The sequence below is a fragment of the Kitasatospora cineracea genome, from assembly GCF_003751605.1.
Taxonomy (GTDB): domain Bacteria; phylum Actinomycetota; class Actinomycetes; order Streptomycetales; family Streptomycetaceae; genus Kitasatospora; species Kitasatospora cineracea.
In genome coordinates, this window is the sequence record NZ_RJVJ01000001.1 from 2,606,534 (window position 1) to 2,627,402 (window position 20,869).

At 75.6% G+C, this 20,869-nt stretch carries 22 protein-coding genes; 11 read left to right on the forward strand and 11 right to left on the reverse strand.

What is annotated here, in order from left to right; all coding sequences use genetic code 11:
- Nucleotides 1-38 precede the first annotated feature (38 nt).
- The gene (bcp, locus tag EDD39_RS11965; protein ID WP_123555472.1) at nt 39-512 is read right to left on the reverse strand and encodes a thioredoxin-dependent thiol peroxidase; all 474 of its coding nucleotides are present in this window, start codon (nt 510-512) and stop codon (nt 39-41) included.
- 142 nt (nt 513-654) lie between these two features.
- On the opposite strand from bcp, the gene EDD39_RS11970 reads away from it, so the two are divergent.
- From EDD39_RS11970 to EDD39_RS12015, 10 genes are all read left to right on the forward strand, one after another.
- Nucleotides 655-1,005 (forward strand): DUF3618 domain-containing protein, encoded by a 351-nt coding sequence (locus EDD39_RS11970; protein WP_387851098.1) that lies wholly within the window; start codon nt 655-657, stop codon nt 1,003-1,005.
- A 165-nt stretch (nt 1,006-1,170) separates the two neighbouring features.
- Entirely contained in the window at nt 1,171-1,473 is a 303-nt protein-coding gene (locus EDD39_RS11975) for a GroES family chaperonin (RefSeq protein ID WP_051732111.1), read from the forward strand.
- A gap of 81 nt (nt 1,474-1,554) precedes the next feature.
- Nucleotides 1,555-2,391 (forward strand): ABC transporter permease, encoded by an 837-nt coding sequence (locus EDD39_RS11980; protein ID WP_425269679.1) that lies wholly within the window; start codon nt 1,555-1,557, stop codon nt 2,389-2,391.
- Nucleotides 2,384-3,217, forward strand: coding sequence for an ABC transporter permease (locus tag EDD39_RS11985; protein ID WP_244256685.1), 834 nt, complete (start codon nt 2,384-2,386; stop codon nt 3,215-3,217). Before EDD39_RS11980 ends, EDD39_RS11985 begins: the two co-directional genes overlap by 8 nt.
- A 13-nt stretch (nt 3,218-3,230) precedes the next feature.
- Entirely contained in the window at nt 3,231-4,199 is a 969-nt protein-coding gene (locus EDD39_RS11990; protein ID WP_123555476.1) for an ABC transporter ATP-binding protein, read from the forward strand.
- Between the two features lie 62 nt (nt 4,200-4,261).
- Nucleotides 4,262-5,482, forward strand: coding sequence for a glycosyltransferase family 2 protein (locus EDD39_RS11995; RefSeq protein ID WP_123555478.1), 1,221 nt, complete (start codon nt 4,262-4,264; stop codon nt 5,480-5,482).
- Nucleotides 5,479-6,786 carry a nucleotide sugar dehydrogenase gene (locus tag EDD39_RS12000; protein ID WP_123555480.1) on the forward strand — a complete coding sequence of 436 codons (1,308 nt, stop codon included), beginning with the start codon at nt 5,479-5,481 and terminating at the stop codon, nt 6,784-6,786. The genes EDD39_RS11995 and EDD39_RS12000 overlap by 4 nt, the downstream gene beginning before the upstream one ends.
- Nucleotides 6,744-8,153, forward strand: coding sequence for a DUF445 domain-containing protein (locus tag EDD39_RS12005; protein ID WP_425269749.1), 1,410 nt, complete (start codon nt 6,744-6,746; stop codon nt 8,151-8,153). Before EDD39_RS12000 ends, EDD39_RS12005 begins: the two co-directional genes overlap by 43 nt.
- A gap of 123 nt (nt 8,154-8,276) precedes the next feature.
- Entirely contained in the window at nt 8,277-9,074 is a 798-nt protein-coding gene (locus EDD39_RS12010) for a hypothetical protein (RefSeq protein ID WP_123555484.1), read from the forward strand.
- A gap of 160 nt (nt 9,075-9,234) precedes the next feature.
- Nucleotides 9,235-10,233, forward strand: a complete 999-nt coding sequence (locus EDD39_RS12015; protein ID WP_123560357.1) for an adenosine deaminase — start codon at nt 9,235-9,237, stop codon at nt 10,231-10,233.
- Here the strand turns inward: EDD39_RS12015 and yidC are convergent.
- The 6 genes from yidC to EDD39_RS12045 all read right to left on the reverse strand — a co-directional run bounded on the left by yidC (nt 10,206) and on the right by EDD39_RS12045 (nt 14,679).
- A complete protein-coding gene (gene yidC, locus EDD39_RS12020) occupies nt 10,206-10,892 on the reverse strand; it encodes a membrane protein insertase YidC (protein WP_123555485.1) in 687 nt (228 codons plus the stop codon). The genes EDD39_RS12015 and yidC overlap by 28 nt on opposite strands.
- 239 nt (nt 10,893-11,131) lie before the next feature.
- Entirely contained in the window at nt 11,132-11,413 is a 282-nt protein-coding gene (locus EDD39_RS12025) for a DUF6412 domain-containing protein (RefSeq protein WP_244256687.1), read from the reverse strand.
- 247 nt (nt 11,414-11,660) lie between these two features.
- Nucleotides 11,661-12,731 (reverse strand): Gfo/Idh/MocA family protein, encoded by a 1,071-nt coding sequence (locus EDD39_RS12030; protein WP_123555489.1) that lies wholly within the window; start codon nt 12,729-12,731, stop codon nt 11,661-11,663.
- Nucleotides 12,732-12,830: 99 nt separating this feature from the next.
- The gene (locus EDD39_RS40310; RefSeq protein WP_208765487.1) at nt 12,831-13,181 is read right to left on the reverse strand and encodes a hypothetical protein; all 351 of its coding nucleotides are present in this window, start codon (nt 13,179-13,181) and stop codon (nt 12,831-12,833) included.
- 149 nt (nt 13,182-13,330) lie between these two features.
- Nucleotides 13,331-13,744: a nuclear transport factor 2 family protein gene (locus EDD39_RS12040; protein WP_030459858.1), complete on the reverse strand. Its 414-nt coding sequence runs from the start codon at nt 13,742-13,744 to the stop codon at nt 13,331-13,333.
- A 23-nt stretch (nt 13,745-13,767) separates the two neighbouring features.
- Nucleotides 13,768-14,679, reverse strand: coding sequence for a zinc-binding dehydrogenase (locus EDD39_RS12045; protein ID WP_123555491.1), 912 nt, complete (start codon nt 14,677-14,679; stop codon nt 13,768-13,770).
- A 127-nt stretch (nt 14,680-14,806) separates the two neighbouring features.
- Between EDD39_RS12045 and EDD39_RS12050 the strand changes: the two genes are divergently transcribed.
- On the forward strand, nt 14,807-15,748 hold the full coding sequence (locus EDD39_RS12050) for a LysR family transcriptional regulator (protein WP_123555493.1): 942 nt from the start codon (nt 14,807-14,809) through the stop codon (nt 15,746-15,748).
- A gap of 67 nt (nt 15,749-15,815) precedes the next feature.
- On the opposite strand, the gene EDD39_RS12055 is transcribed toward EDD39_RS12050, so the two are convergent.
- From EDD39_RS12055 to EDD39_RS12070, 4 genes are all read right to left on the reverse strand, one after another.
- On the reverse strand, nt 15,816-16,595 hold the full coding sequence (locus EDD39_RS12055) for an HAD-IIA family hydrolase (protein ID WP_123555494.1): 780 nt from the start codon (nt 16,593-16,595) through the stop codon (nt 15,816-15,818).
- 277 nt (nt 16,596-16,872) lie between these two features.
- A complete protein-coding gene (gene mycP / locus EDD39_RS12060) occupies nt 16,873-18,396 on the reverse strand; it encodes a type VII secretion-associated serine protease mycosin (RefSeq protein ID WP_123555496.1) in 1,524 nt (507 codons plus the stop codon).
- A 106-nt stretch (nt 18,397-18,502) separates the two neighbouring features.
- The gene (locus tag EDD39_RS12065) at nt 18,503-20,185 is read right to left on the reverse strand and encodes a WXG100 family type VII secretion target (protein WP_123555498.1); all 1,683 of its coding nucleotides are present in this window, start codon (nt 20,183-20,185) and stop codon (nt 18,503-18,505) included.
- Nucleotides 20,186-20,222: 37 nt separating this feature from the next.
- Nucleotides 20,223-20,792 (reverse strand): hypothetical protein, encoded by a 570-nt coding sequence (locus tag EDD39_RS12070; RefSeq protein WP_123555500.1) that lies wholly within the window; start codon nt 20,790-20,792, stop codon nt 20,223-20,225.
- Nucleotides 20,793-20,869 lie beyond the last annotated feature (77 nt).

The window sequence follows — 20,869 nt, forward strand, 5'->3', positions numbered from 1 at the left end:
GGGGTCGGCCGCCACCGCTGCCTCCGTTGCCGCGCGGGCTACTCGCCGACCTTCAGGTCCTTCAGCAGCTTGGCGACGTGGCCGGTGGCCCGGACGTTGTACAGCGCCCGCTCCACCCGGCCCTGCTCGTCGACCACGACCGTCGAGCGGATCACGCCCCGGTAGGTGCGGCCGTAGTTCACCTTCTCGCCGTAGGCGCCGTACGCCTCCAGCACCCGGTGCTCCGGGTCGGACAGCAGGGTCACCTTCAGCTGCTCGGTCTCGCGGAACTTGCCGAGCCTCTCCGGCGCGTCCGGCGAGATGCCGATCACGTCGTAGCCGGCGCCCGCGAACACCTCCAGGTTGTCGGTGAAGTCGCAGGCCTGCTTGGTGCAGCCCGGGGTGAGTGCCTTCGGGTAGAAGTAGACGATCACCTTGCGGCCCAGGTGGTCGGCCAGCGACACCTCCTCGCCGTCGGCGTCGGGCAGGGTGAAGGCGGGGGCGGTGTCGCCCGCCTGCAGGCGCTCGCTCACGGTGCTTGGATCTCCTCTGGAGCTGGACGGGGTCGGTACTGCCCGCCAACCTACTCCCGTTGGTGGGTGGCGCTGCGCGTGCGCGGCAGCGAGCTGACAGACTGTCGGTGGAGAAGAAGTACCTAGCGGTAACAGAGATGGGGTGGCCCCAGTGGCAGCGAGCGGCAAGGACACGTCGGCACCGCGTACGACGGCCCAGATCGAGGCGGACATCGCCGGGACCAGGGACCGGCTCGCCGTGACCCTCGACGAGCTCGCCATGCGCGTCCACCCGGCCACCGTCGCCGCCCAGGCCAAGGCCAAGGTCCGCGCCTCGGTCGAGCAGAAGGCCGGGCAGGCGTACGTCGCCGCGAGCGGGGCCCTGGAGCAGGCCAAGTCGAAGTTCGTCGACGAGGACGGGCGGCTGCGGACCGAGCGGGTGGTGCCGGCCGCGCTGGTCGGCGTCGGCGTGGTGCTGCTGATCGCCTCGGTGCGGCGGCGGCGCAAGGGCTGACCGCGCGTCGCGGCGGGGCCCCGGGCAGGTGCCCGGGGCCCCGCCGTTTCCGCGGTCCGGTACGGTCGGGGCGTGAGTGAGAACGACACCCAGAACACGGCCGCGCCCGGTGAGGACGCCCCGCACGGGCGGCACGACCGGCTCGGGGAGAAGCTGCCGATCCGGATGCTGCACGACCGGGTGCTGGTGCGGACCGAGACCGGCGAGGGCGAGCGCCGCTCCACCGGCGGCATCCTGATCCCGGCCACCGCCGAGCTGTCCCGGCGCTGCGCGTGGGCCGAGGCGGTGGCCGTCGGCCAGAGCGTCCGGTCCGTCGAACCCGGGGACCGGGTGCTGTACGACCCGGAGGACAAGCTGGAGGTCGAGGTGCGCGGCGCCACCTACGTGCTGCTGCGCGAACGCGACCTGCACGCGGTCGCGGCCGGGCGGTTCGGCGACCTGGAGGGCTCGACCGGGCTGTACCTCTAGCGGCGCGGCCCCGGCGGCAGGTCAGCCGGAAATAGGGGTGCGGGGCACGGGGCGGCGGGCCTAGCCTGATGGGTCGCTCCGGTGCGGAGCCCTGTCGACGGGGGGAACACGGTGGTGGGCGGCGTCTACCTGTCGGTGGCCCGCGGGGCGTTCCGGCGGTACTCGACGTACCGGGCGGCCACCGTCGCCGGGACGGTCACCAACAGCGTCTTCGGCGTCATCCTGGCGTCCACCATGCTCGCGCTGTGGCGGGCCCGGCCCGGCCTGGGCGGGTACGACGCCGCCCAGGCGGTGACGTACACCTGGATCAGCCAGGCGCTGCTGGCCACCGTCGCGGTGTGGGGCGGCGGCTTCCAGGACGACCTGCAGGCGCGCTTCCGCAGCGGGGACATCGCGGTCGACCTGTACCGGCCGGTCGACTTCCAGGGCTGGTGGCTGGCCGCCGACCTGGGGCGGGCCGCGTTCCAACTGGTCACCCGGGGCGCGCTGCCGGTCCTGGTCGGCGCGGCGCTGTTCGACCTGGCGCTGCCCGGCAGCCCGCTGGTGTGGGCCGAGTTCCTGCTCGCGGTCGTGCTGGCCGTGGTGGTCAGCTTCGGACTGCGCTTCCTGGCCTCGCTGACCGGCTTCTGGCTGCACGAGTCCGAAGGGGTGCGGGCCGTGATGACCGTGGTGTCGATGTTCTTCTCCGGCATGCTGCTGCCGCTCGCGCTCTTCCCCGGCCTGCTCGGCGAACTGGCCCGGGCGCTGCCGTTCTCGGCGATGGTGCAACTGCCCGCCGACGTGCTGCTGCGCCGGCGCACCGGCACCGGCCTGCTCGCCCTGTACGGCTTCCAACTCGGCTGGGCCGCCGCCCTGCTGGCCCTCGGCCGGGCCGGACAGGCGCTCGCCGTGCGCCGGGTGGTGGTGCAGGGTGGTTGAACCGGACGGCCCGGCGGCCCGGGCGGGCTGGGCGGTGCGCTCGTGGTGGCTGATCGCCGGGATGTGGATCCGCTCCACCATGGCCTACCGGGCCTCGTTCGCGCTCAGCCTGGCCGCCAACACCCTGGTCACCTTCCTGGACTTCGCGGTGCTGCTGCTGATGTTCGCCCACACCCGGCAACTGGCCGGGTGGACGCTGGCCGAGACCGGCTTCCTGTACGGCACCTCCTCGGCGGCCCTCGGCGCGGCCAACGTCCTGGTCGGATCGGTCGGCGGACTCGGCGAGCGGGTCCGCTCCGGGAGCCTGGACACCATGCTGATCCGGCCCGCCCCCGCACTGGCCCAACTCGCCGCCGAGCGCTTCTCGCTGCGCCGCCTGGGCCGGCTGCTGCAGGCCCTCGCGGTGCTCGGCTGGTCGCTCACCGCGCTGGACGTGCACTGGACCTGGGACCGGGTGCTGATGGTGCCCGTGCTGCTGCTGTGCGGGACGCTGATCTTCTGCGCGCTGTTCATCGGCTGCTCCTGCGTGCAGTTCTGGTGGGGCGAGGCCGCCGAACTGCAGAACTCGCTCACCTACGGCGGCGCCACCCTGCTCCAGTACCCGCCCACCGTCTTCGCCCGGGAACTCGTCGCGGGCACCGTGTTCGGCGTGCCGCTGGCCTTCGTCAACTGGCTGCCCGCCCTGCACGTCCTCGGCCGGCCCGACCCGCTCGGGCTGCCCGCCGCGTTCCGGTTCGCCTCGCCGCTGGCCGCCGCGCTCTGCCTGCTGGCGGCCGGCCTGGCCTGGCGGACCGGGCTGCGCGCCTACCGCTCCACCGGAAGCTGACGGAAGGACCAGCATGGCGATGATCGAGGTCGAGGACGTCCGGCGGAGCTTCACCGTCCGGGTCCGGGACGGGCGCTGGCGGCGGACCAGGCGCGAGGTGCGGGCCGTCGACGGGCTGACCTTCGCCGTCGAGGAGGGCGAGTGCGTCGGCTACATCGGGCCCAACGGCGCCGGGAAGTCCACCACCGTCAAGATGCTCACCGGCATCCTGGTGCCCAGCGGCGGCCGGCTGCGGGTGGCCGGCGTCGACCCGGCCGCCCGCCGGGCCGAACTCGCCCGCCGGATCGGCGTGGTGTTCGGCCAGCGCACCACCCTGTGGTGGGACCTGCCGCTGCGCGACAGCTACGAACTGGCCCGCCGGATCTACCGGATCCCCGCCGCCGCGTACCGGACCAACCTCGACCGGTGCGTCGAACTCCTCGACCTCGGCGACCTGCTGGACACCCCCGTCCGGCAGCTCTCGCTCGGCCAGCGGATGCGCGGCGACCTCGCCGCCGCCCTGCTGCACGACCCCGGCGTGCTCTACCTCGACGAACCCACCATCGGGCTCGACGTGGTCAGCAAGGCCAAGGTCCGGGCGTTCCTGCGCGAGACCAACCGGGAACGGCGCACCACCGTGCTGCTCACCACCCACGACCTCACCGACATCGAGCAGCTGTGCGACCGGGTGATGGTGATCGACCACGGCCGGCTCGTCCTGGACGGCCCGCTGGAACGGCTGCACGAGATCGGCGGCAGCGAACGCACCCTGGTGGTCGACCTCGCCGAGGCGCACCCGCCGATCGAGCTGCCCGGCGTCCGGGTGGTGCGCACCGAGGGCCCGCGGCAGTGGCTGGCCTTCCCCGCCCGGCAGAGCGCCGCCCCCGTGGTCGCCGCCGTCGCCGAGCGCTACCCGCTGGTCGACCTGTCGGTGCGGGAACCCGCCATCGAGGACGTGATCGCCCGGATCTACGCCGGGAGCACCCCCGCACCGGCGCACTGACCCTCCCTCACTCGTTCGGGTGAGGAAGGTGACCAGACGGCCGGTACGGGAGTTGACACCTCGTGACCGAGCAAGGACCGGACGTCAGCGTGGTGATCGCCGTCCACGACACCATGCCCTACTTGACCGCCTGCCTCGACTCGCTGGTGGGCCAGAGCATCGAGCGGCAGCGGATGGAAGTCGTCGCCGTCGACGACGGCTCCAGCGACGGCAGCAGCGAGGAACTCGCCCGCTACGCGGCCGCCCACCCGGGGCTGTTCCGCACCGCCCGGCAGCCCGCCTCCGGCGGTCCCGCCAGTCCCACCAACCGCGGCACCGACCTCGCCCGCGGCCGCTACCTGCTCTACCTCGGCTCCGACGACTGGCTCGGCCCCGAGGCCCTGGAGCGGATGGTCGCCGCCGCCGACCGCTGGCAGTCCGACGTGCTGATCCCCAAGCAGGTCGGCGAGCACGGCCGGGTCGTCCCGCAGGGCATCTTCGACCGCACCGCCGAACAGGTCGGCTTCACCGACTCCGCGCTCGCCTGGGCCCTCGGCGACACCAAGCTGTTCCGCCGCGACCTGGTCACCAGCCACGGCCTGCGCCGCCGCGAGGACCTGGTCATCCACTCCGACCAGCCCTTCACCCTCGGCGCGCTGCTGCACGCCCGCAAGGTCTCCGTCCTCGCCGACTACGACTACTACCACCTGGTGCTCCGCCGGGACCGCTCCAACGTCACCCACCGGGCCGGGCCGCTGGACCGACTGCGCGGCTTCACCGCCGCCCACGAGGTGCTCGACCGCGGCACCCTGCCCGGCCCCGCCCGGGACGCCGTCCGGGCCCGCTACTTCAGCTGGGACGTCCCGCAGTTGCTGCAGGCCCCGTTCCTCGCCGAACCACCCGCCATGCAGCGCCGGATCGTCCAGGAGATCGGCCGGTTCACCGAACGGCACTGCTCGCCCGCCGTGTTCCGCACCCTGCCCGTCCCCGCCCGGCTGCGCCTCGCCCTCGCCCGGCGCGGCGAACTGCTCGCCCTGTGCGACCTGATCACCTGGGAACGGGACCACGGCGAGGCCCCCGCCGTCCGCCGCGGCTCCCGGCTCTACGCCGGCTACCCGGTCTTCCGCGACCGGCACCTCGGCCTGCCCGACGCCCTGTTCGAACTCGGCCGCGCCCCCGGACCGGCCGGCTGGCGCCGCCTCGTCCCCGCCCCGCTGCGCCGCGCCCGGTGGGCCGCCAAACGCCTGCTGCGCCGCACCCGGCGGCACGGCCTGGCCGCCGCGCTGCGCGGAGCCGCCCGATGAGCGCCGCACCCGCCCGGGACGTCTGCGTCGTCGGCCTCGGCAAGATCGGCCTGCCGCTGGCCGTCCAGTACGCCGGCAAGGGCCACCTGGTGACCGGCGCCGACATCGCCCCCGAGGTGGTCACCGCCGTCAACGCCGGCCGGCCCCCCTTCCCGCGCGAGGCCCACCTCGACGAGCGGCTCGCCGAGGCCGTCGCGTCCGGCCGGCTGCGCGCCACCACCGACACCGCCGCCGCCACCGCCGGGGCCGACGCCGTGGTGATCGTCGTCCCGCTGGTCACCGGCCCCGACGGCAGCCCCGACTTCTCCCTGCTGGACACCGCCACCGACGCCGTCGCCGCCGGGCTGCGCCCCGGCACCCTGGTCAGCTACGAGACCACGCTGCCGGTCGGCACCGTCCGCGGCCGCTTCGCCCGGCGGCTGGAGGCCGGCTCCCAGCTGGCCGCCGGGCGGGACTTCGCGCTGGTGTTCAGCCCCGAACGGGTACGCACCGGACGGGTCTTCGCCGACCTGCGGCGCTACCCCAAGCTGGTCGGCGGCATCGACGAGGAGTCCACCCGGCGCGGCGTCGACTTCTACCAGGCGGTGCTCGACTTCGACCCGCGCCCCGACCTGCCGCGCGGCAACGGCGTGTGGGCGCTGTCCACGGCGGAGGCCGCCGAGTTCGCCAAGCTCGCCGAGACCACCTACCGGGACGTCAACATCGCGCTGGTCAACCAGTTCGCCCGGTACGCGGACCGGGTCGGCGTCGACCTCGCCGAGATCGTCGACGCCTGCAACTCCCAGCCCTACAGCCACCTGCACCGGCCCGGCATCGCGGTCGGCGGCCACTGCATCCCGGTCTACCCGCGGCTGTACCTGTGGAACGACCCCGGCGCCACCGTGGTGCGGGCCGCCCGCGAGGCCAACGAGCAGGTCCCGGCGTACGCGGTCGGGCTGCTGGAGGGCGCGCTCGGCCCGCTGACGGGCGTCGCGGTGACGGTGCTCGGCGCGTCCTACCGGGGCGGGGTCAAGGAGACCGCGTACTCCGGAGTGTTCCCGCTGGTCGAGGCGCTGCGGGCGGCCGGGGCCGAGATCGGCGTCAGCGACCCGCTGTACCTCCCGGAGGAACTGGCCGCCCTCGGCCTGCCGCCCGACCAGGGCAAACCCGCCACCGCGCTGGTCGTCCAGGCCGACCACCCCGAGTACCGGGACCTCGGCGCGGTCGACTTCCCGGGCGTGCGGGTGCTGCTCGACGGCCGCCGGGTCACCGACCCGGCCCGCTGGGAGGGCGTGCGGCGGATCGTGCTCGGCGGGGGCGGCTGAGCGGGCGGCCCGGGCCCGGGCGGGCGGCGGATTCGCGGGGCGGGGGCCGTTTCGCCGGGCCGGTGTGCCAGGCTGGCGGGGTGAGCGCGGACCAGACTGCCCCCGGAGTCAGCTTCACCGCCGCCGACGAGGAGAAACGGCGCGGTGTCCGACGGATGAAGACCATCGCCACCGGCCTGCTCGGCCTGGCCACCCTGGTCTTCGCCCTCGCCACCTGGGCCAAGGCGGCCGGGGCGGGCGCCTGGGCCGGGTACGTGGCCGCCGCCGCCGAGGCCGGCATGGTCGGCGCGCTCGCCGACTGGTTCGCCGTCACCGCGCTGTTCCGCCGCCCGTTCGGCCTGCCGATCCCGCACACCGCGATCATCCCGACCAAGAAGGACGCCTTCGGACGCTCGCTCGGCGACTTCGTCGGCGACAACTTCCTGTCCGCGCCGGTGGTCCGGGCCCGGCTCGGCCGGATCGGCGTGGCCCGGCGGCTCGGCGAGTGGCTCTCCGCGCCCGGCAGCGCCGAACGCGTCACCCGGGAGGCCGCCGCCGCGCTGCGCGGCCTGCTCGCGGTGCTCCGCGACGACGACGTGCAGGCCGTGGTCGCCGAGGCGGTCACCCGGCGGGCCGCCGCCACCTCGGTCGCCGAACCCGCCGGCCGGCTGCTGGGCAAGGTCGTCGCCGACGGCGGGCACCGGGGCCTGGTCGACCTGGTCGCGGTGCGGGCCCACGACTGGCTGGTCGAGCACCACGGCGAGGTGGTCGCCCGGGTCACCGCCAAGACCCCCGGCTGGACGCCCAAGTTCCTCGACCAGCAGGTCGGCGAACGGGTCTACAAGGAACTGCTGCGCTTCGTCGGCGACGTCCGCGACGACCCGGTGCACCCCGCGCGCGGCGCCCTCGACAACTTCCTCGCCGACTTCGCGCAGGAGCTCCAGCACGACCCCGCGACCATCGACCGGGTCGAGCGCGCCAAGTCCGAACTGCTGGCCCGCCCCGAGGTGCAGGACCTGATCGCCTCCTCCTGGTCGGCCGTCCGCACCCTGGTGCTGAACGCCGCCGAGGACGAGGACAGCGAACTGCGCCGCCGCCTCACCGACGGGCTGCGGAGCCTCGGCCGACGGCTCGCCACCGACGGCAAACTTCAGGCAAAAACTGACGGTTGGCTGCTGGACGCCGCCGAGTACGTGGTCTCCACCTACCGGGAGGAGATCACCTCGCTGATCTCCGACACCGTGGCCGGCTGGGACGCCGCCGACGCCTCCCGCAAGATCGAGGCCAACGTCGGCCGTGACCTGCAGTTCATCCGGATCAACGGCACCGTGGTCGGCGCGCTGGCCGGCCTGCTGATCCACACCGTCAGCACCGCGCTGGGCGGCTGACGGACCGTCCGGCCGGCCCCCGCCGACCGGTCGGCGGGTGTCCGGACCCTTGGGTAGGGTGAGCGACCGATCGGCGCGGCCAGGGGGGTCGGACGCCTGTTCTCCACGGGGGAGTTGACGGACATGACGGTACGTACACGAAAGCTCGGGCTGCGGGTTGCGGCACTGGCGGCCGCCGGACTGGTGCTGACGGCCTGCAACGACGACCTGACGGACGCCGGCCCGGCCGCGTCCTCGGCGGCCGGCTCGCCGACCGCGGGCGCGAGCCCCACCGGCAAGGGCAAGGCCAAGGAGCCGGCCAACGGCGGCAAGCCCAGCACCAGGCCGAGCGGCGGCACCGCGACGGGCACCGACAAGGCGGCCCAGGCGAAGATGGGCAAGCTCGCGCTGACCGCCGCCGAGTGGGAGACCTACGCGGCCGACGGCGACGACGACACCGGCACGGCCAACTACGTGATGGACAAGTCCTGCGCCTTCGTGCCGGACGGCACCGCGGTCAAGGGGCTGACCGCGACCGTGGCGCGCTTCGTCAAGCAGGACCACGAGAGCGACACCACCTTCGCCAGCACCGAGGCCGACCAGTTCGCCTCGGTCGCCGACGCGCGCCAGGAGCTCCAGTCCTTCCGGGAGAACGACCAGCGCTGCCCGAACCACACCGACGGCGACGACAAGTACACCGGCGTCCACGCGGGCAAGGCGCCCACGGTGCCCGGCGCCGAGGAGGTGTACGTCGAGGAGGGCAAGGCCACCTACCCCACCACCGACGGCGGCCGGACCGACCCGCGGGACTTCGTCTTCATCCTGGCCCGCAAGGGCACCGTCGTGGTCAAGGTGTTCCTGGACGTCGACCCGAACTTCAACGCCGCCACCAGCAAGGACGATGCGCGCGCCGCGATCGCCAAGCTGGCCGCCAAGTGGTGACCGGCCGGCGGGCCGCCGCGGGTTAGCATGCGAGGTCCGTTCGGGTCCGGGTGGTCCGGACCCGGGCGACCCGCGTCCGGGCGGTCCGGATCCGGGTGAGAGCAGACGGGAGCGTGCCGTGGCCGAGGGTGTCCAGGGGATCGAGGCGTTCATCGCCGGAATGCCGAAGGCGGAGCTGCACGTGCACCACGTGGGCTCGGCCTCGCCGCGGGTGGTGGCCGAACTCGCGGCCCGGCACGCCGGGCGCAGCAAGGTGCCGGTGGACCCGCAGGCGCTCGCCGAGTACTTCACCTTCACCGACTTCGCGCACTTCATCGAGGTGTACCTGAGCGTCGTCGACCTGATCCGGGACGCCGAGGACGTCCGGGCGCTGACCTACGGCGTCGCCCAGGACATGGCCCGGCAGAACATCCGCTACGCCGAACTGACCGTCACCCCCTACTCGTCGGTCAGCCGCGGCATCCCCGACGTCGCCTTCATGGAGGCGATCGAGGACGCCCGGCTGTCCGCCGAGAAGGACCTCGGCATCGTGCTGCGCTGGTGCTTCGACATCCCCGGCGAGGCCGGGCTGGCCTCCGCCGAGGAGACCGCCCGCCTCGCCCTCGACCTGGCCCCCGACGGGCTGGTCTCGTTCGGACTCGGCGGCCCCGAGATCGGCGTGCCGCGCCCGCAGTTCAAGCCGTACTTCGACCGGGCCCGGGCGGCCGGCCTGCACAGCGTGCCGCACGCCGGCGAGTCGACCGGCCCCGAGACGGTCTGGGACGCGATCCGGGTGCTCGGCGCCGAGCGGATCGGCCACGGCACCCAGTCGGTCAAGGACCCGGCCCTGGTCGACTACCTGGGCGAGCACCGGATCCCGCTGGAGGTCTGCCCGACCTCCAACCTGGCGACCCGGGTGGTCGAACGGATCGAGGACCACCCCGTCCGGCAGATGGTCGACGCCGGGCTGCTGGTCACCATCAACAGCGACGACCCGCCGATGTTCGGCACCGACCTGAACACCGAGTACGCGGTCGCCGCGAAGCTGCTCGGCCTGGACGAGGCCGGGGTCGCGGCGCTCGCCCTGGGCGCCGTCGAGGCGTCCTTCCTCGACGGGGCGGGCAAGCGCCGGCTGGCCGGCGAGATCGACGCCTACCTGGCGGGGTGGCGCACCGCCTGACCGGTGGCGAGGCCGGCGGCCGGGCGGTGCAGGTACCACCGCTCGGCCGCCGTCCAGGCCGTGCTGGTCAGCAGGTAGAGCTGGCCCGCGAGCGGCAGCAGCAGGGCGAACAGCGGGGTGCCGAAGGCCAGCCAGCGGACCGGGCCGACGGGGGCGGGGGCGTGCTTCGCACGGCGGACGCCGGCCCAGGCCAGGGCCAGCAGGGCCGCCTCCAGGACGGCGAACACCGCGAACTGCGCCGGCGTGTGGGCGGCCGCGGGGCGGACGGCCAGCGGGACGCCCGCGAGGGTCGCGTCGAGCAGGTGGCCCGGGGCGGTGGTGAACAGGCGGTACATCACCGAGAAGAACGGGGCCTGCAGCAGCACCGGGAGCAGCCCCGCGAACGGGCCGGTGCCCTCGGCGCGGTGCAGGGCGAGCAGTTCGCGGTTCAGCCGCTCGGGGTTCCGGGCGTGCCGCTCGCGCAGCCGCGCGACCTTCGGCGCGAGCCGGGCGCGGGCCCGCTCGGCCCGGGCCGCGGACCGGGCCAACGGGTGCAGGGCGGCCCGGACGGCCAGGGTGAACAGGACGATCGCGGCCGCGGTGGGGACGACGGCGGCGAGGGCCGCGACGGCGGCGTGGGCGAGGTGGACGGCGGGGTCGAGGACGCTCAGGACGGACATGGTCGGGCTCTCCGGGAGTCGGCGGGTCGTGACGACGGTGCTCGGAGGGCGGACGCGAGGAGGGGACGCAGGCCCGGCCCGGCCGCGCCGCGCGCGGGCGTGACGGGAACCGGGTGGTGCGTGTGCGGGTGGTTTCCCGCGCAGTTCCCCCCGGCCCCCGGCGGGGCGCGCGGGAGCGGTGGGCTCCCGGCCCCGGCGGGGCAGCGGGAGTTCGGGGACTGCGGGGAGGAGCGGGCCCCTCAGGCGGCCGCGGGCCGCTGTCCCGGGGCTCGGGGGCGGGCGCGGCCCGCGGCGTCCGGGTCGCGCGGCGGCAGGTAGGCGGTGCGGTAGGCGCGGCGGCGCAGCGCCGCCGCGTGCACGGCCGCCGGGGTGCGGGCGCCGGGGAGGCGGGTGGTGGTGAGGGTGGCGGTGACGGCGACGGCGAGCAGCAGCAGCGCGGCCGCGGTCAGCGCACCCGGGCCGGTGAGCAGGTCACCGGTGAGGACCCGGAACAGGACGAGCAGGAGCGGGGTGACGAGCACGGCGCGCAACCTCCTCGGGCCGGGGCGGGAGCCGTCCGGGCGGGGTTCCGCCGGGCGGGTCGGGTGCGGACGCTGCGTCAACGGCCGGGCCGTGCGGCGCAGTTCCGGAGCGGTCAACGGCGGGGCGGGCGCCGGAGTTCCGGGTTCCGGGTTCCGGGCTCCGCGCTCGGGGCTCGGGGTTCTGGGCTCCTGGCTCCGGTTTCTGGGCTCCTGGTCCCGGGCTCCGCCCCGCCGTCGGCGCGGGGTTTCAGGGCAGCCGGACCACCGAGGCGGTCGCGGCGGAGGCGCGGGCGGCCTCCAGGACGGCGAGGGTGGCGACCGCGTCGCGCGGGTCGACCGGCGGCGGGGTGCGGTCGGCGAGCGAGGCGGCGATCCCCGCGTAGTACGCCGGGTAGTCGCCCGGGTCGGTGGTGACCGGTTCGGCGTCGCCGTCGCTGCCGAGCAGGCCGTACGCGGCCGGGTCGTCGTCGCCCCAGTGGTCCGCCGGCCCGCCGGGGCGGCGGCCGGAGCGCAGGGCGGCCTCCTGCGGGTCCAGGCCGAACTTGACGTACCCGGCGCTGTCGCCGAGGACGCGCAGCCGGGGCCCGGCGAGCGGGGCCAGCGCGCTGGTCCACAGCTGGGAGCGGACGCCGCCGGTGTGGGTCAGGGCGAGGAAGGCGTCGTCGTCGACCACCGCGCCGTCGCGGCGCACGTCGATCTCCGCGTACACCGTCTCGACCGGCCCGAACAGGGTCAGCGCCTGGTCGACCAGGTGGCTGCCCAGGTCGTACAGGGTGCCGCCGACCTCGGCCGGGTCGGCGAGCTCGCGCCAGCCCGGCTTGGGCTTGGGACGGAAGCGCTCGAACCGGGACTCGAAGCGGTGCACCCGGCCGAGCCGGCCCTCCTCGACCAGGCGGCGGGCGGTCAGGAAGTCGCCGTCCCAGCGGCGGTTCTGGAACACCGACAGCAGCAGGCCGGACTTCTCGGCGAACTCGCACAGGTCGCGGGCCTCGGCGCTGGTCGCGGCCAGCGGCTTGTCGACCACGGTGGCCAGGCCGGCCAGCAGGGCGGTGCGGGCGAGCGGGACGTGGGTGCGGTTGGGGGAGGCGATCACCACCAGGTCGAACCGGTCGGCGTCCCCGAACAGCTGCTCGGGGGTGTCGAGGGCGCGGGCGCCCGGGTGGTCGCGGTGCAACTGGGCCCGGCGGTCGGGGTTGGCGGTGACCACCGCGTCCAGCTGCAGTCCGGGCGTGGTGGCGATCAGCGGGGCGTGGAAGGCGGAACCGGCCAGGCCGTAGCCGATCAGGCCGACGCGGAACGGGGCGGAGGGCGTGCTCATGCCCTCAACTCAACCACCCCGGCCCCGCCGAACGGCGGAGGCCGACCGGTTCGCCGGGCCCGGTCGGCGCGGGCCCGGGCCCCGGCTCCGGCGGTGTGCTCAGCGGTCGGAGGGCGGACGGCGCCGGTACAGCACGGCGCACGCCGCACCGGTCAGCAGCAGCACCGAGCCCAGCGACAGCAGCATGCCGTTGCGGACCGCGTCCCCGCCGTCCCCGCTGCCGTCGCCGGACCGGGCCAGCGGCGCGGTGACGGGGACGGCGGGGGCGGCGGCAGCGGCAGCGGCGGGGACGGAGGCCGGGACGGCGCCGGGAGCGGCGGCGACGGCGGGCCGGGCGGCCGGGCCGGCCGACAGCGCGGCGACGGCCAGCAGCAGGACGGCGGCGGTGCGCGCGGCGGCGCGGACGGCGCGGGGACGGACGGGGGAGGTGGTGCGGCGGACGGAGGCCATCGGGGCTCCCTTGCGTGGTGCGGAGAGGGTGTGTTCGGGACGCTAACCAGTCCGGGCAAGGAAGTTGACGGTACGTCAGGGTAGTTACGGGCGGCTTAAGGCGGCGTTGAGGTGCCCCGGACCGGGTGCGACGGTCCGGGGCCGGGCGGTCACCCGCCGTTCGGGAACAGGGTCTCGGCGACGTGCCGGGTGTCGGTGTACTCGCGGACGGCGGCGATCCGGCCGTCCCGGACGGTGAAGACGCCCAGGCAGCGGTTGTCGTAGCGGCGGCCGTGCACGGTGGTGCCGCGCGAGGTCCACTCGGCGACCACCCGGTCGCCCTCGGCGATCGGCGTGCCGACCAGGGCGACCTCGACGGCCGTGCCGGGTTCGAAGACGCCGCCGACCGAGCCGAGGAAGTCCTCGACGACGGCCGTCCGGCCGCGCCACTCGCCGCTCAGCGGCAGGTCGCCCGGGTAGCTCCAGACCACGTCCTCGGTGAAGGCGTCCCGGATGGCGTCCGCGTCGCCGCGGGCCACCGCGGCCACGTAGTCGGTGACGACGGTACGGGGGTCGGTGTTCATGACGGATCTCCTTGTGTGGAAGGTCAGTTGAGGGTGAGGACGGTGTTGCCGCGCACGCGCCGGCCGCGCAGGGCGGCGATCGCCTCCGCGGTGTGCCGCCAGTCGTCGACCAGGCCGAGTTCGGGGTGCAGCCGGCCCTGCTCGGTCAGCCGGACCAGGGTGCGCAGGTCGTCCCCGTCCGGGTGGTCGACGTCCGCGTAGCTGAAGTGCCGGACGGTGGCCGAGACCGGGCCGTTCAGCAGGGCGAAGAAGTCCAGCCGGACCGGCTCGCGGGACGCCTGCCCGAACCACAGCAGCCGGCCGCGCGGGGCGAGCAGCGCCAGCGCCCGGGGCAGCTCCGCGCCGCCGGTCGACTCCAGCACCAGGTCGTACGGGCCGCGCGCCCCGGCCACCTCGTGCACCACCTCGGCCGCGCCCAACTCCCGCAGCCGGGAACCGCGTTCGGCGTTCGCGGTGACGACCGTCAGCTGCGCCCCGGCCGCCGCCGCCAACTCGGTGACGTAGTGGCCGACGCCGCCGGACGCGCCGGTCAGCAGCAGCCGCCGCCCGGTCACCGGGCCCGCCGCGCGCAGCAGCCGCAGCGCGGTCAGGCCGGCCAGCGGCAGGGCGGCGGCGGTCGGGGCGGCCAGCCGCTCGGGCAGCACCGCCAGCGCGTCCGTGCGCACCGCCGCGTACTCCGCCCAGCCCGCGCCCGGCGGGTGCGCCACCACCCGCTGCCCGACCGCCGGGCCGGTGCCGTCCGCGGCGGCCTGCACGACCAGCCCGGCGACGTCCTTGCCGGGCCGCCAGTGCGGCGGGGGATCCTCCAGCAGGAAGGTCTCGCCGCGGTTCACCGAGAACGCGTCGACCTTCACCAGCACCTCGCCGGGGCGTGGCTCGGGCTGCGGGACCTCGGCGAACTCGACCGTGCCGTGCGCCGGAACCAGGGCCTTCATCAGGGCACTTCCTCTCGTGGGGACCGACTCGCTCGGTGCTGCACCCAGTCAACGGCCCGGGCCCCGGGAGGGTCCAACAACCGGAACGGCCCTGTGACAACCGCCGGTTGTCGGCGATGATGGCCCGATGGACGACCCCGACCTCCGGCAGCTGCGGGCCTTCGTCGCAGTCGCCGAGCAGCGCCACTTCGGGCGCGCCGCCGAGCAGTTGGCGATCACCCAGCAGGCCGCCTCCAAGCGGATCGCCGCCCTGGAACGGGAGTTGGGCGTCCAGCTGCTCGACCGCGGCCCCACCGCCGTGCAACTCACCGACGCCGGACGGCGGTTGCTCGACCCCGCGCGGGCCGCACTGGCCGCCGGGCAGGCCGCCCTCGCCGCCGTCCGGCAGCGGGCCGCACCCGCCCGGCTGGACGTCTGGGGCCACCTGTTCGAGCCGCTGCGCACCGTGCGCGACGCGCTCGCCGCCGCCCCCGGACTGACCGTCGAGGTCGGCCCCGCCCGGGACCTCGACGCGGTCGCCGCCGCCCTGGTCCGGGGCGAGAGCGCCGCCGGGTTCGGCCGCCACCAGCCGGGCGCCGGAGGGGAGTTGGCGCACCGGCTGGTCCGGCTGGAACCCGTCGACGCGGTGCTGCCCGCCGACCACCCGCTGGCCCGCGCCGACCGGCTGCGCCCCGCCGACCTGGCCGCGCTGCGGCTGGTGCTGCCCGCCGACCCGGCCCGGCTGGACTTCCTGGCCCGGTTCGGCGCGCACTTCGGCGTCCCGCTGCTGCCCGGCGAGGCCAACCTCGGCCTCGCCCACCTGCTCGACCGGGTCCGCACCGTCCCCGACGGCTGCACCCTGCTGCCCGCCGAACTCCCGCTCGCCGTCCCGCCCGGCCTGGCCGTCCGCCCGCTGGTGGACCCCGTCCCGCTGTACGCCTGGTCCCTGGTCTGGCACCGCGAACGCCCGCACCCCGCCGTCCCCGCCCTGCTGCGCGCCTTCGCCGAACGCGGCCGCGAACGCCGCTGGCTGGAGTACCGCCCCGACCGCGACTGGCTGCCCGGCGCCGACGCCCGCGACCTGGCCTGACGTCGGCACGGCGGCGGCACGGCGGAGGGCCCCGGCGAGGCGTTCGCCGGGGCCCTGCGGGGGCGGGTCAGACCAGTTCGACCAGGTCGGCGATCGAGTTGACCACCTGGGTCGGCCGGTACGGGAAGCGGTCGACGTCGGCGGCCTGGGTCAGACCGGTCAGCACCAGGAAGGTCGACATGCCGGCCTCCATGCCGGAGACGATGTCGGTGTCCATCCGGTCGCCGATCATCGCGCTGTGCTCGGAGTGCGCGCCGATCGCGTTCAGGCCGGCCCGCATCATCAGCGGGTTCGGCTTGCCCACGAAGTACGGCTCCACGCCGGTCGCCTTGGTGATCAGCGCGGCCACCGCGCCGGTCGCGGGCAGCGCGCCCTCGGCGGACGGGCCGGTCTCGTCCGGGTTGGTGGCGATGAACCGGGCACCGTCGTTGATCAGGCGGACGGCCTTGGTCATCGCCTCGAAGGAGTACGTCCGGGTCTCGCCCAGCACCACGAAGTCCGGTGCGGTGTCGGTCAGCACGTAGCCGACGTCGTGCAGCGCGGTGGTCAGGCCGGCCTCGCCGATCACGTACGCGGTGCCGCCCGGACGCTGGTCGTCCAGGAACTTCGCGGTGGCCAGGGCGGAGGTCCAGATGTGCTCGGCGGGCACGTCCAGGCCCATCCGGGCCAGGCGGGCGTGCAGGTCGCGCTGGGTGTAGATCGAGTTGTTGGTGAGCACCAGGAAGGGCTTCCCGGACTCACGCAGCCGCTTGATGAAGGCATCGGCCCCGGGGATCGGCACGCCCTCGTGGATGAGGACTCCGTCCATGTCGGTCAGCCAGGTCTCGATGGGCTTGCGGTCTGCCACGTGGGTGTCTCCTTGGTCTTGCACAGGTCGAACGATCTTCGTGATCGCTCCGACCGGACACCACTGGCCGGTCGGGCGCCACAGGCTGCCCCAACGCCGATCAGCCTAGTCGTCCCGACCGGCCGGACACAGGGGCGTCCGCGCCCGCGGACACCTGCGCGGACACCCCCGCGGACCAGGACCCGCGGGGCCCGGGACGGGGAGCGGGAAGCCGGTGAACGCCGACGGCGGGCGGCCCGGGCACTCCGGGCCGCCCGCCGTCCGGGCCGCTGCGGCGTCAGTTCGCGTACGGGTTCCCGCCCGAGGGCGGCGGCTGCTGCCCGTACGGCGGCTGCTGGCCGTACCCGGGGGGCGCGGCGGGCGGCGCGGCGGGTCGGCCGTACGGCGGCTGCTGGCCGTACCCGGGCGGGGCGGCGGGCGGCGCGGCGGGCTGCTGGCCGTAGGGCTGCGGCGCGGGCGGCTGCGGGGCGTACGGCTGCTGCTGCGGCGGCACGCCGTACGGGGCGCCCGGCGGCACCGGGCCCGGGCCGGTGGAGCGGTTGCGCCGGACGACCAGCACCGCCACGAGCACCAGCACCAGGACGCCCGCCACCGCGCCGCCGACGACCAGCGGGAGGCTGCCCGATCCGGAGGACTGCTGCCCGGTCGCCTCGGGCGCCGAGGACTCCGCGGGCGCGGACCCCTCCGGCGCGGCACTCGCGGCGTCGCTCGCCGCCCCGCCCGGCTGGTCCGCCGCGCCCGACTTCCCGGCCCCGGGCGAGGCCGCGGCACCTGCGCCTGCGCCGGGCAGCGGGCTGACGTCCGCCGGGCCGGGGTCGCCCGGGCTGGTCAGGGCGATCCGGGGCCGGATGACGCCGTAGCCCAGGTAGTCGCTGCGCTCCTCCGGGTTGCTCGCGGTGTTGATCATCACCCGCAGCACCTGGTTGGCCGTCCAGTCCGGGTGCACCGACCAGATCAGCGCGGCGGAGGCCGAGGTCAGGGCGGTGGAGTCGGAGGTGCCGTCGCCCTTGCAGTAGCCGGACCCGCTGGTGCAGGCGCCGTAGATCTCCACCGCCGGGGCGGCCAGCACCACCTGCGGGCCGTGCTGCGACTTCGACCAGGCCTTCGCGTCCCGGTCGGTGCCGGCCACGCCGACCACGCCGGGCAGCGCGGCGGGGAACTGGACGCCGTTGCCGCTGTCGCCGCTGTTGCCGGCCGCGGCGATCACCAGCGCACCCCGGTCGCGGGCGTGGTCGACGGCGGCCTGGAGCTTGTTGCGGTTGGCGGGGCTGAGCCCGCCGATGCCCTGGGAGACGTTGACGACCTTGGCGCCGTGGTCGGCCGCGTAGGTGATGCCCCGGGAGAGCTGGTCCACGTACCGGTCGTCGTTCTCGGTGCTGCCGCCGCCGGAGTCGTTGATCTTGACGGGGAGGATCTTCGCTCCGGGCGCGAGACCGTACGCGCCCTGGCCGTTCAGGTTCTTCCCGGTACCGGCGATGTCGCTGGCCATGTGGGTCCCGTGGCCGGCCGGATCGGCGAGCGCCCCTTCCGGCAGGCCGCTGAGGTCGGTGCCCGGCACGAGCTGGCCGGCCAAATCGGGGGCGTCGGCCTGCACGCCGGTGTCGACCACCGCGACCGTGATGCCCTTGCCGGTGCTGGTCCGCCACATCTCGTCGGCGTGCATGGCGTCCAGGTGCCACTCCTGCGCGCGGATCGAGTCTGCGGCCGACGCGGGTCCGGCCGTCCACCCCCACAGGACGGCGCCGACCGCCGCCGCGGCGGCGAACCGCCGCCCCCGTCCTGCCCTGCCCGTTCCCCGCATCACACGCTCCCTCGTCCCTCGCCACGTCCACCGGGGCGGCCCCGGCGCACAGTTCGGCCCGGCCGCGGGAGCCGCAGCCCCCGCGACCGGGCCGTCGAACCGGTCACTACTCGATCACGTTCGGATTGACCGGGCCCATCCCGGACGTCCAGGTGTTCTCGTCCTCGGTCAGGTAGTCCGGACGGTTGCCCTGGGCCTTGCCCTTGCGGTTGGCGCTGCCGCCGCCGTGCCCGCCGCCGAAGGAGCCGCCGGCCCGGCCGTCCGCGCCCCGCTCGGCCCGGCCGCGCAGGCCGGTCCCGCCCGGGGTGAACTCGCCGCGCCCGCCCGCGCCGCGGCTCGCGCCGACGGTGCCGCCCGCGCGGTTCACCAACCCGCTGCCGCGCGAACCGCCGGCCCCGCCACGGGCGCCGCCCGCGCCGCCACTGCCGTGCACGCCGCCCATGCCGCCCGCGCCCGCGGCACCCGCCCGGCCGGTCTGGCCGGTCGCGCCCGCGGTGCCCGACGAGGCGCCGGTGCCGGTGCCGGCCCGGGCACCCGCGCCGGTCGTCCCGGCCGTGCCGCCGCCGGTGGCCCGGCCGCCGCCCGCGCCGCTGCCGCCGAGCGCACCGCCGCCGCCCAGGCCCGGGACCAGGCCGCCGGTGTAACCACCGCCGCCTCCGCCCCCGCTGAGACCGCCGCCACCGCCGCCACCGCCGATCAGGCCGCCGCCACCGCCGCCACCGCCGATCAGGCCGCCGCCACCGCCGCCACCGCCGATCAGGCCACCACCACCGTCACCGCCGCCGCCCGGGCCGGGGACCGTCGGGGTCGGCGGCAGGTGGTCGATCTTCAGCGGCGGCGGGTCCGGGGTCACCGGGGTGGGACCGCCCGGCGGCGTGACCGGGGGCGGCGGGACCGGCGTCGGGTAGGGGTGCGGGGTCGGCACCGGGCCGGGGTGCCGGATCAGGTGCGGCGGGCTCGGCGGGGGCGGCACCACCGTCGGAGGAGGCGTGGTCGTGCCGCCCCCGCCCCCGCCGGGCGGCGTCCAGGTCGGCGGCTGGGGCGGCGTGGTGCCGCCGCCACCGCCACCGCCGCGGCCGTTGCCGCCGTCGATCGGCACCTCTTGCAGACGGTCGGACCGCTGCGATCCCGGCGGGGCCGGGAAGGAGGGCACCGCGGCCGAGTTGAGCCGGGTGCTCGCGTACTCGTACGATTGGCTCAGGCGCTCCATCTGCGTGATGGCCTCCTGGTGCGCCTGGAAGACCCGGTCGGACGCGGCGCGGGCCTGTTCCTCGGTGACCCAGTTCGGGTCGAGCATCCCGGCCATCTTGCCGCCGAGGTAGCCGCCCGCGGCGGCGCCGATGCCCGGCATGACCACGCCGCCGATGACGGCGCCGCCGATGGTCGCGGCCGTGTTGTCCTGCGCCTCGTAGCGGCGCACGGTCTCCATGTCGTCGTACGGCACCGGGGGCAGGCCGTACTTGACGGTGCTGAGGGTGTCGCCGGCCGAGGTCATGTGGGTGCCGGCGTTCCGCGAGTAGGTGGCCAGGTCCATGGTGGAACGGGAGACCTGGGTGCCCCAGTCCTTGAAGCTGTCGGCGGCCCGGCCCTCCCAGTCGAGGCTGCTGATGTGGGTGTGCAGCTCCTCGCTGATCTGGTCCATCTGCTGGGCGGCGTCGATCAGTTGCTGCCCGACGCCGGACACCGCGAACGGGTTGGCGTTCTCGATCATGGCGACCAGCTGTTCGTGGCTGGCGCGGCCTATCTCGCCCGGCTGGATCCGGACCAGTCTCGACTCTTCGAGTTCCATCGGTTCTCTCCCCCTGTGCTGTGGTCGGACCGGGCGGTCAGTACGAGCCCTGCTGGACGCTGCTGCCGGGCGCCGCGGCCGGGTGGCCGGGCTGCTGCTGCCCGGCCCGGGCCTGCGCTCCGCCGGCCGGCGGGAGCTGCGACTGGGCGCCCGTCCGGTTCAGCAGCGACTGGAACTTCTCCTGCTGCGCGGCGTCCGCGTTCTGGTAGCCCCGGGCCGCCATGTCGATGCTGGCGCTCATCGCCTCGATCTGCATGGACAGCGTCCTGGAGAGCTGGTCCAGGTTGGCGTGCACCGTGGTGTAGGAGCTCATCAGGTCGCCGGCCTGGCCGAAGTCCTGGCCGAGCTGGCCGGGCGCCAGCTGCTGCCGGGAGATCGTGCCCTGGCCCGCGGCCGAGCTGTCCAGCGTGCTGAGCAGGTCGTCGACCCGCTTCTTGAAGGTCTGCAGGTTCTCCACCTCGACCTTGACCGCGGCGGCGCCGACCTGGCCGATCAGGGCCTGGGTCTGGGCGACCAGCGCGGCCGCCGCCACGCCGCCGACCACCGCGCCGATGGCGCCGCCCACCGCGGCGCCGGACGCACCGCTGTCGTTGGAGGGTTCGTTCATCGCGGTTTTCCTTCCCCCGTGGCACGGCCGGCCGCGCCCGTCACTGCTTCCACTGCCGGGCCCCGCTCCCCGGGCCC

Coding starts and splice junctions, on each gene's coding strand:
- EDD39_RS11975 (WP_051732111.1), top strand. CDS start 1,171: ATGCTGCACGACCGGGTGCTGGTGCGGACCGAGACCGGCGAGGGCGAG.
- EDD39_RS11990 (WP_123555476.1), top strand. CDS start 3,231: ATGGCGATGATCGAGGTCGAGGACGTCCGGCGGAGCTTCACCGTCCGG.
- EDD39_RS12000 (WP_123555480.1), top strand. CDS start 5,479: ATGAGCGCCGCACCCGCCCGGGACGTCTGCGTCGTCGGCCTCGGCAAG.
- EDD39_RS12010 (WP_123555484.1), top strand. CDS start 8,277: ATGACGGTACGTACACGAAAGCTCGGGCTGCGGGTTGCGGCACTGGCG.
- EDD39_RS12015 (WP_123560357.1), top strand. CDS start 9,235: ATGCCGAAGGCGGAGCTGCACGTGCACCACGTGGGCTCGGCCTCGCCG.
- yidC (WP_123555485.1), bottom strand. CDS start 10,892: ATGTCCGTCCTGAGCGTCCTCGACCCCGCCGTCCACCTCGCCCACGCC.
- EDD39_RS12030 (WP_123555489.1), bottom strand. CDS start 12,731: ATGAGCACGCCCTCCGCCCCGTTCCGCGTCGGCCTGATCGGCTACGGC.
- EDD39_RS40310 (WP_208765487.1), bottom strand. CDS start 13,181: ATGGCCTCCGTCCGCCGCACCACCTCCCCCGTCCGTCCCCGCGCCGTC.
- EDD39_RS12040 (WP_030459858.1), bottom strand. CDS start 13,744: ATGAACACCGACCCCCGTACCGTCGTCACCGACTACGTGGCCGCGGTG.
- EDD39_RS12045 (WP_123555491.1), bottom strand. CDS start 14,679: ATGAAGGCCCTGGTTCCGGCGCACGGCACGGTCGAGTTCGCCGAGGTC.
- EDD39_RS12050 (WP_123555493.1), top strand. CDS start 14,807: ATGGACGACCCCGACCTCCGGCAGCTGCGGGCCTTCGTCGCAGTCGCC.
- mycP (WP_123555496.1), bottom strand. CDS start 18,396: ATGCGGGGAACGGGCAGGGCAGGACGGGGGCGGCGGTTCGCCGCCGCG.
- EDD39_RS12065 (WP_123555498.1), bottom strand. CDS start 20,185: ATGGAACTCGAAGAGTCGAGACTGGTCCGGATCCAGCCGGGCGAGATA.
- EDD39_RS12070 (WP_123555500.1), bottom strand. CDS start 20,792: ATGAACGAACCCTCCAACGACAGCGGTGCGTCCGGCGCCGCGGTGGGC.